Below are 12,914 nucleotides of genomic sequence, written 5' to 3'. Positions count from 1 at the left end.
AACGGAAAAAAAACCACCGGCCTCTCGGCCGGTGGTTTTCTGGTGTCTATCGACGACGCTTATCAGTAGTCGTAGGTCACCGACAGTCGCACCGTGCGCGGGGTCTCATAGAACAGCGCCTGATGATAGCTGTTGTTGATGTAGATCGTGTCCGGTGCCGGGTTGCCATTGGCATCCGTACCGCCATTGTAAGCATTGGCGAACGTCGGATCCGTCTGGACGGGCTTCTGCTCGTTGAACACGTTGAAGATGTCCAGGTGGAAGCCCAGTTTGTGGTCGGCGAAGTCCGGGGTGTAGTGGATACCCAGGTTGAGAGGCTTGGTCCACGGCGTCGTACCGACCGTGCCCGGCGGCACGCGCTTGCCGGCGCACCAGTGGTAGTTGCCGCTACCGCCGCCATTGTAACCGGCCGGATCATCCACGCCGTACGGGCCGTAGTAACCCAGGCACGACTTCGGCTGACCGGACTGCGCCAGCAGGGTACCGGACACCAGCCACTCCGGGGTGATCTGGTAGGCACCACGGATGCGGATCTGGTGCTTGTGCACGTTCTGCAGATCACCGTACTGGCCGTCCATCAGCGCGTAGTTGTCCCAGTCTTCGGTCTTGGAGACGTCACCCTGGCCGAAGTCCGAACGCACCTGGCCTTCGGTGTTACCAAAACCGCGGGACCAGGTGTAATCGATGCGTGCCTGCCACTTGCCGTCGAACGGATGCTCCAGGTACAGGTTCACCGAACCGACCTTGCGCTTCACACCCTGGGTGAAGCCCCAATCCGCGTTGGTCATCGACACGATCTGATCAGCTTGACCGCTGCCGGCATTGGCGGTGACCAGGAAGTTATTGGTGCGACCGGGATTGAACAGGCGGCAGTAAGCCGGACCGTAAATGGAGTCGGAATAGTCATCCGGGTTCAGACCCAGCTTGCTCATCTTGGCCGCGATCAGATACGGCGAGCACTCATCGTCGATGGCGACCTTCAGATCACGCCACATCGCCTTGGCGCCATAGGTCCACTTCTCGTTGAGCTGCTTGTCGAAGCCCACGATGAACTCGTCCAGGTACTCCGGCTTCAGGTTGCGCGCGGTGACCTGCTGCGGATCCTTCGGCAGACCGAACTCACCATCGGGTGAAATCGGACCGTTGAACTTTTGCAGGCCGGTCGGCTGACCGTACTGGTCGATCCCGGTATAGGTGTAGTAATTGAGCACGTACGTGGAACGGTTCGCAGCGCGCTCGGCGGCGTTCTGCGGCAGCGCGAGGTAGTAGCGACCGGCGTTGCCGTAGACCTTGAACGTGGAATCGCCGTACACATCCCAGCTCGCACCGATGCGCGGCTCCCACTGATTCTTCAGGTCGACGAACGCCTTGCCGACGTCGTTGTAGTTGGTGAAGTGATCGTTGCGGATACCGATGTTCAGCAGCAGGTTCGAGGTGACCTGCCAGGCGTCTTGCACGTACCACGCCTTCTGCGAGGTGGTCATGTTGGTCTGCCAGCCGACCTCGCGCTGCTGAACGTAGGTCGGGTAGTAGCGCCAGTAGTAGTTGACGCTCGGGTTGAACGGGTTCTGCTGGGTCGGACCCTGGTTCTTGGCACCGTAGTTCATGTTGTCGATACCGACCGACAGGCCATGATCACCCAGGCGGTAGTCGAAGTCGACGCGCAGGCCGTGCGTCGAGAGCTTGGCCGAATCCGAGTACCAGCTGGTGTTCGTCTGGCAATTCCTGATCGGCGTGCCGCCGGTATAGGCCGGGTTCTGGTTGTATGCCTGCGAGATGAACGGGTACGGGCACTGGTTACTGTACTGCGTCGGCGTATTGAAGCTCGCCTTGCCGTACAGGATGCTCAGCGTGGCGTCGTCGGTCAGATAGCTGGTGAAGTGACCGATGTAGAAATCGGCGTCGTCCTTCCGGGTGTCGTTGGGAGCAAGGAAGGAACCAGTCTGCAGCGTGTCGTAGTCGAAGTTGTAAGTCTGACCCGGCGCGAACCCGTTCGCGTACTGCTTGTTCTTCAACATCGTCAGCTCGAAGACGTTGTTGTCGGTGATGTTCCAGTCCAACTTGCCGTAGAACTTCGAGCTCTTATCCTCGTTGTACTGCACGTGGCCCAGGTCGACGTTCTGGACGTTGGTGGAATGGGCCTTGGTCTGCTCGCCGGCCAAGAACAGGAACAGCTTGTCCTCGATCAGCGGACCACCGACGTACGCCGAATAGACGGTTTCCCACTGCTTGTTGTCGTTGCGGTACTGGTACAGCGTACCCGGCTTGCTTGGATCTTCCAGTTGGTAATGCGTCAGCCCATCGATGCTGTTCGGGTTGGCGATCGGGTTGGGAACGGCCGGGTTGCCATAGACATTGTTCTTCGGAGTGCCTCCCAGGAACTTGGGCTCCCAGATCACCTGACCGCCGAAATGCCACTCGTTGGTGCCGCGCTTGCCGATCTGGTTGATCACGCCACCGTCGGAACGACCGTACTTGGCGCTGTAGCCACCGGTGAGGGTTTCCTGCTGCTCGATCGCGCCATACGGCAGCTGGAAGCCACCGATGTTGCGGTAGGGTTCGCCGGTGTTGAAGCCGTTCACGTAGTAGGCGTTTTCGGACACGCTCGAACCGCCGAACGAGACGGCGTTGGCGAAGTAGTTACTGCCCTGCACGGTGCCCGGAGCGAGCAGCGCGATGGCTTCAGCGCTGCGGGTCACCGGCAGCCTCTGGAGGTCGGCAGCCGTGATCACGGTACTGGAGTTGACGCTGCTGACGTCAATGGAAGGCAGGGCGTTGCCGGTTACAGTCACAGCCGACAGATTGGTGGTGTCAACCGTGAAATTAACAGCGCTACCACCGCCCGGCGAGATCGTCACGTTGTCGCGCGTGCTGACGACGCTGCCGTCCTTCTTCAGGCTCACCGAGTAGGTGCCGACAGGGAGGTTGGCGACGCTGTAACGACCGCTGCTGTCCACTTGAACATCACGCGACACACCAGTCGCGGCAGACGTGACGGTAACGGTCTCGCCCGGCACGGCCTGACCGAAGATGGTGCCGGTGGTGCTCTGCGCGCTGGCGACGCCGGCGACGCCCGCCAGCCCAACGGCCAGCGCTGTCACCAGCGCATTGCGACGCGGCTGAACCCCGCGCGTGAAACGACTCTTGCTCATAACTCTCTCCCCAAGCGAACCCTTACGGGCTCAAAAAAACTAAATCAAGGCGACCCAAGAAATCCAACTCCGGTCAACCGATTCTGCAACAGGACATCTCCCACGCCCCAAAAATCGCCAACTACCATCAAGTCCTACTTGAGCTCCCGACAGCCGCAAACGCGACGTCGCCGGGCCACATCCGAGGCGACACTGCCAAACGCTAGCGTCAGATCTAACAGGCAGTCAACTTTTTTTTAGCATATCGCACGAATCTTCGAAGCGGCGCGATGCGCTTGCTGTCACCCAGGCATGTCCTGATCGGGTCGCCACAGTGACGATCGCCGCGTTCGACACATCTGCCCAAGCGGGCGCGTCGCTGGCCGCGACGCCTCGTAACTGCCTCATTCCGCTGGTGTGTGCTGCATCCATAGGCCATGGCCTCATCGCCAAGCGCCGAGTTTATTTCCTAGAAAACATCAATTTGGGCACACAGGCGTCTCTTTGCATGATTTGGAAACAAACATTGTTTGAACCTGCACCGATCGCCGGATATAGTGATCTTTGTTTCGGGTGTCCCATACATACGGTGTATGGGATGAAACGGGAAGCCGGTGCGTCGCGCGTTCGCGCGCAACCAGTCCGGCGCTGCCCCCGCAACGGTAGGCGAGTGAATCGCCGGGCCACACGAGCCACTGTGCCTAGGCATGGGAAGGCGTGGTCCGGTATGCGCGGTTCGCCGCGTGTCGCTCGCAAGCCCGGAGACCGGCCCGATTCGACTGTCCTGGCGGCTCGCGGTGGGCGAGGCTGCGGTACGGATCGCGCCCTTGTCGTGCGTCTGTCGCCGTGCTTTCCCCACGATGTCCTGCCAGCTCATCCCTTGTTGAGCCGCGCGCGGGTGCACGGCGAAGGAAATCAGACGATGAACAGGAATCTCGTGGCGACCGCCGTGGCGGTCGCGATCCTTGCAACAGCTGCACAGACGGCGCAGGCACGGCAGGCCGCCAGTCCGCCGATGGAGCCGGTGATCGTCACCGCCACGCGCACCGCGATCACCGTGGACGACGCCCTGTCGTCGGTGAGCGTGATCACCCGGGCGGACATCGAGCGACTGCAGCCGACCTCGCTGATGGACCTGCTGACCGGCCTGCCCGGCGTCACTTTCGCGCAATCCGGCGGCATGGGCGAGCAGACCTCGCTGTTCCTGCGCGGCACCAATTCCTCGCACACCCTGCTGCTGGTCGATGGCGTGCGGGTGGGCAGCGTGAGCGCGGGGCTGGCGGCGTTCGAGCAGATTCCGGTGGAGCAGATCGAGCGGATCGAGGTCGTGCGCGGGCCGCGCTCCAGCCTGTACGGCGCCGACGCGATCGGCGGCGTGATCCAGATCTTCACCCGCCACGGCCAGGCCGATGGCCAGCTCGCCCCGTCGCTGAGCGTGACCAGCGGCAGCCGGCATACCGTCGGCAGCCAGGTCGGCCTGTCCGGCGGCGACCGACACGCCTGGTACAACCTCAGCCTGGGCGGCGAGTACACCCACGGCATCAACGCCTGCCGCGTCGGCGCCGGCACCGTGTTCGCCGGCTGCTTCGCCAATGAGCCGGACAGCGACGGCTACCGCAACTACAACGCGCTGGCCAATGCCGGCTACCGCTGGGACGGCGGCACCGAGCTGGCCGCCACCTGGCTGCGCAGCCGCAATTTCGTCTATTTCGACGGCGCACCCTACGGCAACCAGGCGCTGAACCAGCAGCAGGTGGTCGGTGCGCGGCTCACGTTCCGGCCGCTGGCGTTCTGGCAGGTGACCGTGGGCGCCGGACAGAGCCTGGACAAGGCCACCACCTACAACGATGGCAGCTACGTGCGCTATTCGGACTCGCGCCGCAACCAGGCCTCGTGGCAGAACGACCTGACCCTGGCCGACAACCAGCTGCTGACGCTGGGCGCGGATTACCAGCTCGAGCACCTGTCCAGCGATATCGGCTATCTGGCCAGCCGGCGCCAGGACACCGGCGTGTTCGCCCAGTATCAGGGCACGTTCGGCCGCAACGAGCTCCAGGCCTCGGCCCGCCACGACCACAACGGCCAGTTCGGCAACCACGATACCGGCGCGCTGGCCTGGGGCTACCGGCTCGATCACGGCCTGCGCCTGTCGGCGAGCTACGGCAGCGCCTTCCACGCGCCGACCTTCAACGACCTGTACTACCCCTACGGCAGCGGCAACCCGAACCTCAAGCCGGAAACCTCGCGCAGCGCCGAGCTGGGCGTGGCGCAGCAGGGTGAGGGCTGGAACTGGGCACTGAACGCCTATCAGACCCGGATCAGCCAGCTGATCGCGCTGGACAGCAATTACTACCCGCTGAACATCAGCCGCGCGCGCATCCGTGGCATCGAGGGCCAGCTGGGCGCCACGCTGGCCGGCTGGCGCTGGCAGGGCTACCTGACCTGGCTGCAGCCGCGCAACGACGACGGCGGCGCGAACGACGGCCACTGGCTGCCGCGACGGCCGGAGCGCACCGCGCGGATCGATCTGGACCGCCGCTTCGGCGAGGTCGGCGTAGGCGCCACCTGGAACGTGGCCGGCGCGCGCTACGACGACGTGGCCAACACCCACCGACTGGGCGGTTACGCCACCGTCGACCTGCGCGCCAGCTATGCCTTCGCGCCGGGCTGGGCGCTGGAGGGGCGGCTGGCCAACGCGTTCGATCGCCGCTACGAGACGATCTACTACTTCAACCAGCCCGGCCGCAGTTGGTATCTGACGCTGCGTTACGCGCCCGGCGGCTGAGCGCGCCCCGTTGGGCGCTTCGACTTCGGCGCGGCGCGCCTGCATTCAGCGCGAACGGTGTGGGGATGGTGTGCCTACGCGCCTGCGCTCAGCGCGAACGCGGTGGGTGGCGGGCTTTTAGCCCCTCTCCCACCGGGAGAGGGGTTGGGGAGAGGGTGCGGGGGTGCCGATACGCGCTCGCTCCGCCCGAACCCTCACCCGCCTGTCGGCACCCTCTCCCGGAGGGAGAGGGACTCGGCCGTGTGGCCTTGAGGCAAGCGCTTCGACTTCGGCGCGGTGCGCCTGCGCTCAGCGCGAACGGTTGCGGGCTACCGGAACTTGAGTCCCTCTCCCGCCGGTAGGGTCTTTCGGCAGGGCCGGACTTAAGGCACATCCCGCTGCACCGGGCAGGAGCATAGGGTGCGGCATGCCCCCGCCCATCTTCTGGCCCACGAACCGCGCGCCGGTGGCACGCTACGCTAGCCACCCCGGCGCAGCCCCGGCCGCGCGCCCCATCCTTGGTAGGGACGCCCCATGAACATCTTCGCCCCGATGATCCGCCGTCCGGTCGGCACCTCCCTGCTCGCCGCGGGGCTGGTGCTGGCCGGCATCTGCGCCTATCTGCTGCTCGGCGTGGCGGCGCTGCCGTCGCTGGAGTTCCCGGGCGTCTACGTGGTGGCGCAGCAGCCCGGTGCCAGCGCGCAGACCATGGCCAGCACCGTGCTGGCGCCGCTGGAACGACACCTGGGGCGCATCCCGGGCGTGGACGAGATGTACGGCAACGCCAGCGAGGGCTCCGCCTCGGTGATGGTGCGCTTCACCTTCGACCGCACGGCCGACAAGGCCGCGCGCGACGTGCAGTCGGCGATCAATGCCGCCGCGCCGGACCTGCCCAGCGGCATGCCCGCGCCGCCGCAGTATTTCAAGTTCGACACCGCCAGCATCCCGATCCTGTTCATCACGCTGACTTCCAGCGGCCTGCCGCAGGACAAGCTGTTCGATCTGGCCGACACCCTGCTCAAGCCGGCGGTAGCGCAGATTCCCGGCGTGGCGCAGGTGCAGGTGTTCGGCGGCACGCCGCACGCAGTGCGGATCGAGCTGGACACGGCCGCCTTGGCCGCCAAGGGCCTCACTCCCACCGACGTCAGCAACGCGCTGCGCGCGGCCAATGTCACCTCGCCGCAGGGCATCCTGAGCAACGGCCGCACGCAATACACCGTGGTCGCCAACGATGCGCTGCACGAGCCGGAGGAGTTCGCCCGGCTGCTGATCGCCAGCCGCAACGGCACCGCGGTGCGCCTGTCCGACGTGGCCAGGGTCTACGGCGGCCAGCAGGACAAGTACCAGGGCGCCTGGTTCAACGGCAGCGACGCGGTGGGCCTGCAGATCAGCAAGCGCCCGGAAGCCAACGCGGTGGCCACGGTGGAGGCGATCCGCGCCAAGCTGCCGCAGCTGCGCGGCTCGCTGCCGGCGAACATCGCCATCACGCCGGTGTTCGACCTCACCCAGACCACCAAGTCGGCGCTGCACGAGGTGGAGACCGCGCTGCTGATCTCGATCGCGATGGTGGCGCTGGTGATGCTGGTGTTCCTGCGCCGCGTGCGCCCCACCCTGATTGCCATGCTCAGCGTGCCGCTGTCGCTGGCCGGCGCGTTCGTGGCGATGTGGGCGCTCGGTTATACGCTCAACACGCTGTCGCTGGTGGCGCTGGTGCTGTGCATCGGCTTCGTGGTGGACGACGCGATCGTGGTGATCGAGAACATCGTGCGCCACATGGAGCACGGCGACGCGCCGCTGGAGGCCTCGCTCAAGGGCGTGCGCGAGATCGGCTTCACCGTAGTGTCGATCACGCTGTCGCTGGTGGCGGTGTTCGCCCCGCTGCTGTTCGGCAACAACATGCTGGTGATGCTGCTGCGCGAGTTCTCGGTGACGCTGACCGCGGCGGTGGTGATCTCGGCCATCGTCTCGCTCACGCTCACTCCGGCGCTGTGCGGACGCCTGCTCAAGCACGAGCCGGTGCCGCCCAAGCCGCCCGGACGCATCGAGGCGGCGGTGGAGCGCTTCGATCGCGCCATCCTCGTGCGCTACCAGCGGGCCCTGGACTGGGCCATGCATCACCGCCGGCTGATGCGCTGGCAGCCGCTGCTGCTGCTGATCCTCACCGGCGTGCTCGGCTTTGCCGTGGTGAAGACCGCCGGCGGCACCTTCATGCCCGACGAGGACACCGGCCAGCTGCAGGTGTTCATCAGCGCGGACACCAACATCTCGCCCGCCCTGCTCACCCAGCGCGCGCGCGAGGTGAGCGACATCATGAAGCGCGATCCGGCCGTGCTCGACCAGCTGACCATGCTGGGCGGCGGCTTCGGCGGGGCGGTGGGCAACTCGGCGCAGATGTTCGTCGACCTCAAGCCGCGCGGCGACGGCCCGGGCATGCGCAAGGAAGGCATCAAGACGGTCGTCGAGCGGCTGTCGAAGCAGTACAACGCACTGCCCAACGTGCAGGTGTCGGTGAGCGCGGCGCAGTTCCTCGGCGGCGGCGGCAGTGGCGGCAACGGCGGCCAGTACGAGTTCCAGCTGATCAGCTCCAGCGGCGAGGACCTGCAGCCGTGGACGCTGAAGATGGTGCGGCAGATGCGCACCATCAAGGAATTCCGCGACGTCAGCAGCGAGTTCGAGCACACCGGCAAGGAACAGCGGCTGATGGTGGACCGCGAGGCCGCCGGTCGGCTGCATGTGGGCATGGGCACGATCGATTCGGCGCTGTACAACGCGTTCGGGCAGAACCAGGTGTCGGTGATCTACTCCGACATCAACCAGTACCGCGTCATCCTCACCTCCGGCTCGGCCGAGGATTTGAGCCCCGGCGCCCTGCTCAACCTCCACGTGCGCAACGACCAAGGCAAGATGGTGCAGCTGTCGGCGCTGGCGAGGATCGCGCCGAGCATCGCGCCGACCCGCATCCGCCACCACAACCAGATGCAGGCCGCCACCATCAGCTACAACCTGGCCAAGGACGTCACCCAGGATCGCGGCATCGCGCTGGTGAATCAGGCCGCGTATGCGGTGAACCTGCCCGACGGCGTGCGGGTGGAATTCACCGGCAACAACCAGCGCCTGCAGCAGGCGCAGAACAACGGCATGATCCTGCTGCTGGCCTCGATCGTGGCGATGTACATCGTGCTGGGCATCCTCTACGAGAGCCTCGGCCATCCGCTGACGATTCTCTCCACCCTGCCGGCGGCCGGCGCCGGCGCGTTCCTCGCCATGCTGGTGACGCAGACGCAGCTGTCGCTGATGGCGATCATCGCGATCCTGATGCTGATCGGCATCGTCAAGAAGAACGCCATCCTGATGGTCGACTTCGCCCTCGTCGCCGAGCGCGAGCGCGGCCTGAGCCCGCCCGAGGCAATCCGCGAAGCCGCGCTGGTGCGCTTCCGCCCGATCACCATGACCACCCTGGTGGCGATGGGCGCGGCGCTGCCGCTGGCGATCGGCTTCGGCATCGGCGCGGAGATGCGCCAGCCGTTGGGCATCGCCATCGTCGGCGGCCTGCTGGTGTCGCAGCTGCTCACGCTGCTGAGCACCCCGGCGATCTACCTGTTCAACCACGACCGCAGGATCCGCAAGGCCGCCCGCCGCCTGCGCCGCGAGGAGAAGCGACGACTCAAGACGCTGCGCCCGCAGGCGAGCGCGGGCTGAGGTTTCATCAGGCGCCCGCGCCCTCCCGCGGCGGGTCGGCATCGGGCGACCCGATCCCCGCCGCGAGCGCCTCTCGCGGGCCTGCGAGGATGGCAAAGGTCCTGCCTGTCCAGACCGCGGTCTTGCTATCGTCGCCCGACCATCCAGGAAGGAGTTTCGTCATGCACCACCCACTGCGGGCCGTCGTCCGGCTCGCCTCGTTCACGTTGCTGGCGGCCGCCGCGTTCGTGCCGGCACCGGTCGCCGCGGCCGAGCTGGCCGTCCCGCCGATCCACTACCGCGAGCGCACGCTGCCCAACGGGCTGCAGGTGCTCAGCGTGGAAGACCACGCCAGTCCTACCGTGACGGTACAGGTCTCGTACCACGTGGGCTCGAAGGATGATCCGGCCGGGCGCTCGGGCTTTGCGCACCTGTTCGAGCATCTGATGTTCAAGAGCACCAAGCACATGCGCGCCGAGCAGATGGACCGGCTCACCGAGGATGTCGGCGGCGCCAACAACGCCTCCACCAGCGACGACGTCACCAATTACTACGAGGTCGTGCCGGCGAACTACCTGCGCACTTTGCTGTGGGCCGAAGCCGAGCGCCTGTCCAACCTCAACGTGGATGAGAAGAACTTCAAGTCCGAGCGCGCCGTGGTGCAGGAGGAATACCGCCAGAGCGTGCTGGCCAACCCCTACGGCAAGCTGTTCAATGCGATCGGCCCGCACTCGTACACCGTGCACCCGTACCGGCGCCCGACCATCGGCAGCATCGAGACCTGGACGCCGCCTCGCTGCAGGACGTGATCGACTTCCACAACACACCCAACGAGGCGGAGAAGCGGCTGCGCGCGGAGATCGAACGGCTCGCCACCCAGCCGATTCCCGACGCGGAGCTGACCATGGTGAAGACCCTGCTGCTCACCGCTCAGCTAGCGTGCGTCGTGCCGGCCTGCCGCTGGTCACCGCGCAACTGCTGATCCGCCGCGGCGGTGAAATGGATCCGCCCGGCAAGGCCGGCCTGGCCAGCCTTACCGCCAACCTGCTGACGAAAGGCGCCGCCGGCAAGACGGCGCCGCAGATCGCCGCCGCCGACGGAACGCTCTGTTGTGCAAAACAACGCACGAATATTCATTGCGGCTGCACGGATCTTTATTAAACTATTGGGTGCAGTAACAACAAAAATACACAAGGAACCCTGACCGTGCACGCCATCTCCTCCCCCCGTCGTCTCGCCGCTGCATTTGCCCTGCTGGCCCCGGCGCTCTCCCAGGCCGCCACCCACATGGAAGTGCAGGCCGGCCGCAGCTACATGGATTCGCACGGCACCCATACCGCCTTCGTCGAGGCGGTGTTCGCGCCGCATGCCATCGGCAACAGCCGCTACACCTGGTCGCCGGATCTCTCGGCCGGCTGGATCGACGGCCGTGACCTGACCAAGCGGTACAGCCAGACCACGCGCCCCTCGGTGGCGCTGGTGGCCGCCGGCGCACGCCTGCGCACCACCGACAGGAGTGCGTGGTACCACCCGCTGTTCTTCAGCTTCCAGCTGGCCGGCACCAACCACACCACCCAGGCGCTCTCCAGCCACTACCAGTTCGTCAGCACGCTGGGCCTGCAGTTCGAGCACGTGAGCTTTGCCATCCGCCATATCTCCAACGGCGGCCTGCACCACCCCAACAGCGGCGAGACCATGGCCCTGGTCGGCGTGGGCTTCGATCCGTGAGGTGATAGCTGGCGGTTTTGCCTGCCGCCCTGTGGGAGGCATTTCACGCTGTGGGAGGGGCTTTCAGCGCCGACAGCATGCGCCTGCCGAAGCGTCACGGCTGAAGCCGCTCCCACAGGGGCGCGCAGCAGCTCAGAGCAGCTTGATGCCGAACGGCTTCACCGCCAGCGCGAACAGCGCGAAGCACGCCACGGTGATCGCCGCGCTGATCGCCAGCGCCGGCCAGAAGCCGAAGCGCGCCAGCAGGCGCGGAAAGGCCAGGAACATCGGCAGCGTGGGCACCACGTACCAGAAGGTGTACCAGGCGTGGTTGGCGATCTTCGCGGTGGATTGCTTTTCCACGTGCAGCCAGATCAGCGCCAGCAAGGTCACCAGCGGCAGCGAGGCGATCAGCGCGCCGGCGCGGTCGCTGCGTTTGGCGACTTCGGACACGACCACCACCACGGCGGCGGTGATCAGATACTTGGTGATGATCCAGGGCATGGCGCGACTCGCTTGTTCGGTAAGAGTGTGATGGCATAACGGGGCGACGGCATCGTATTGTCGCGCGGTCTTCGCCACCTCGCCGAACGCTTCCTGTGACCTCCCACGACCACGACGGCAACCGCCCGCATGATCACGCCGCACGTGGTGGGCATGCACACGCGCACGGCCACGCCATCGCCCAGGACGCCGACCGCCGCTATCTCGCCGTGGCGCTGGCCCTGCTGCTGGGCTTCACCGTGGTGGAGGTGGCGGTCGGCCTGATCGCCGGCTCGCTGGCACTGATCTCCGACGCCGGCCACCTGCTCACCGACGCGGCGGCGATCGCGCTGGCGCTGTGGGCGATGAGCCTGGCGCGCCGCCCCGCCGGCGGCAGCTACACGTTCGGGCTCAAGCGCGCGGAAATCCTCAGTGCGCAGATCAACGGGCTGTCGCTGCTGCTGCTGTCGGCGTGGTTCATCATCGAGGCGGTGGTGCGGCTGATCACGCCGCCGCGGGTCGACGGCGCGCTGGTCACTGTGGTGGCCACGGCCGGCATCGGCGTGAACCTGGCCGCGGTGTGGGTGATGAGCAGGGCCAACCGGCAGAGCCTCAATGTGGAAGGCAGCTTCCAGCACATCCTCACCGACCTGTATGCCTTCATCGCCACCGCCGTCGCCGGCGCGATCGTGTGGTGGACCGGCTGGAACCGCGTCGACTCGATCGCCGCGCTGGTCGTGGCCGCGCTGATGTTCAAGGCCGGCTATGCGCTGGTGCGCGATTCCGGTCGCGTGTTCCTGGAAGCGGCGCCGCGCGGGCTGGACCCGGCCACGATCGGTCAGGCGATGCGCGCGGTCGACGGCATCACCGCGGTGGAAGACCTGCACGTGTGGGAGGTCACCTCCGGCATGCCGGCACTGTCGGCGCACCTGTTCGTGAGCCGCGCGCTGGACTGCCACGACACCCGCCGCGAGGTGCAGGCGATGCTCGCCGAGCGCTTCGCGATCGCCCACGTCACGCTGCAGACCGATCACGCCGACGCCGGCGCCCGCCCGGAAGCGGAAGGAGGGGCACATCGCTGCGCACTCTCCACCGGGTCGCGCCACTGACGATCCGCAGCGCGTGCCCGCGCGACGGGCGCAACACTAGGA

Annotated in this window: 9 protein-coding genes and 1 riboswitch; of the genes, 7 read left to right on the top strand and 2 right to left on the bottom strand. The window is 66.2% G+C overall.

From position 1 onward, the window contains the following. Positions 1 to 62: 62 nt before the first annotated feature. Entirely contained in the window at positions 63 to 3,152 is a 3,090-nt protein-coding gene (locus ACO2Q2_RS10765) for a TonB-dependent receptor (protein ID WP_423255777.1), read from the bottom strand. A gap of 533 nt (positions 3,153 to 3,685) precedes the next feature. Beyond that, positions 3,686 to 3,919, top strand: a riboswitch (cobalamin riboswitch). A 134-nt stretch (positions 3,920 to 4,053) separates the two neighbouring features. On the opposite strand from ACO2Q2_RS10765, the gene btuB reads away from it, so the two are divergent. From btuB to ACO2Q2_RS10735, 6 genes are all read left to right on the top strand, one after another. Then, positions 4,054 to 5,916 carry a TonB-dependent vitamin B12 receptor gene (gene btuB, locus ACO2Q2_RS10760; protein ID WP_423255776.1) on the top strand — a complete coding sequence of 621 codons (1,863 nt, stop codon included), beginning with the start codon at positions 4,054 to 4,056 and terminating at the stop codon, positions 5,914 to 5,916. A gap of 513 nt (positions 5,917 to 6,429) precedes the next feature. Continuing rightward, on the top strand, positions 6,430 to 9,594 hold the full coding sequence (locus tag ACO2Q2_RS10755) for an efflux RND transporter permease subunit (protein WP_423255775.1): 3,165 nt from the start codon (positions 6,430 to 6,432) through the stop codon (positions 9,592 to 9,594). A gap of 161 nt (positions 9,595 to 9,755) precedes the next feature. Further along, positions 9,756 to 10,382: a M16 family metallopeptidase gene (locus tag ACO2Q2_RS10750; protein WP_423255774.1), complete on the top strand. Its 627-nt coding sequence runs from the start codon at positions 9,756 to 9,758 to the stop codon at positions 10,380 to 10,382. Then, positions 10,379 to 10,555 carry a hypothetical protein gene (locus ACO2Q2_RS10745; protein ID WP_423255773.1) on the top strand — a complete coding sequence of 59 codons (177 nt, stop codon included), beginning with the start codon at positions 10,379 to 10,381 and terminating at the stop codon, positions 10,553 to 10,555. Before ACO2Q2_RS10750 ends, ACO2Q2_RS10745 begins: the two co-directional genes overlap by 4 nt. Next, entirely contained in the window at positions 10,513 to 10,734 is a 222-nt protein-coding gene (locus tag ACO2Q2_RS10740; protein ID WP_423255772.1) for a hypothetical protein, read from the top strand. The genes ACO2Q2_RS10745 and ACO2Q2_RS10740 overlap by 43 nt, the downstream gene beginning before the upstream one ends. Positions 10,735 to 10,779: 45 nt before the next feature. Continuing rightward, positions 10,780 to 11,301: an acyloxyacyl hydrolase gene (locus tag ACO2Q2_RS10735; protein WP_423255771.1), complete on the top strand. Its 522-nt coding sequence runs from the start codon at positions 10,780 to 10,782 to the stop codon at positions 11,299 to 11,301. A gap of 132 nt (positions 11,302 to 11,433) precedes the next feature. Here ACO2Q2_RS10735 and ACO2Q2_RS10730 read toward each other — a convergent pair whose 3' ends face one another. Beyond that, positions 11,434 to 11,784: a DUF3147 family protein gene (locus ACO2Q2_RS10730; protein WP_423255770.1), complete on the bottom strand. Its 351-nt coding sequence runs from the start codon at positions 11,782 to 11,784 to the stop codon at positions 11,434 to 11,436. 95 nt (positions 11,785 to 11,879) lie between these two features. On the opposite strand from ACO2Q2_RS10730, the gene ACO2Q2_RS10725 reads away from it, so the two are divergent. Further along, on the top strand, positions 11,880 to 12,872 hold the full coding sequence (locus tag ACO2Q2_RS10725) for a cation diffusion facilitator family transporter (RefSeq protein WP_423255769.1): 993 nt from the start codon (positions 11,880 to 11,882) through the stop codon (positions 12,870 to 12,872). The last annotated feature ends 42 nt before the right edge of the window (positions 12,873 to 12,914 follow it).

The sequence above is a fragment of the Dyella sp. KRB-257 genome (assembly GCF_049445995.1).
In the GTDB taxonomy this organism is placed as follows: domain Bacteria; phylum Pseudomonadota; class Gammaproteobacteria; order Xanthomonadales; family Rhodanobacteraceae; genus Dyella_A.
Note: the sequence above shows the minus strand (reverse complement) of the source record. Positions and strands in the feature narration are given on the sequence as shown.

Bases quoted from the DNA above. Each gene is read 5' to 3' on its own strand.
- ACO2Q2_RS10765 (WP_423255777.1), bottom strand. From the start codon at position 3,152: ATGAGCAAGAGTCGTTTCACGCGCGGGGTTCAGCCGCGTCGCAATGCG.
- btuB (WP_423255776.1), top strand. From the start codon at position 4,054: ATGAACAGGAATCTCGTGGCGACCGCCGTGGCGGTCGCGATCCTTGCA.
- ACO2Q2_RS10755 (WP_423255775.1), top strand. From the start codon at position 6,430: ATGAACATCTTCGCCCCGATGATCCGCCGTCCGGTCGGCACCTCCCTG.
- ACO2Q2_RS10750 (WP_423255774.1), top strand. From the start codon at position 9,756: ATGCACCACCCACTGCGGGCCGTCGTCCGGCTCGCCTCGTTCACGTTG.
- ACO2Q2_RS10730 (WP_423255770.1), bottom strand. From the start codon at position 11,784: ATGCCCTGGATCATCACCAAGTATCTGATCACCGCCGCCGTGGTGGTG.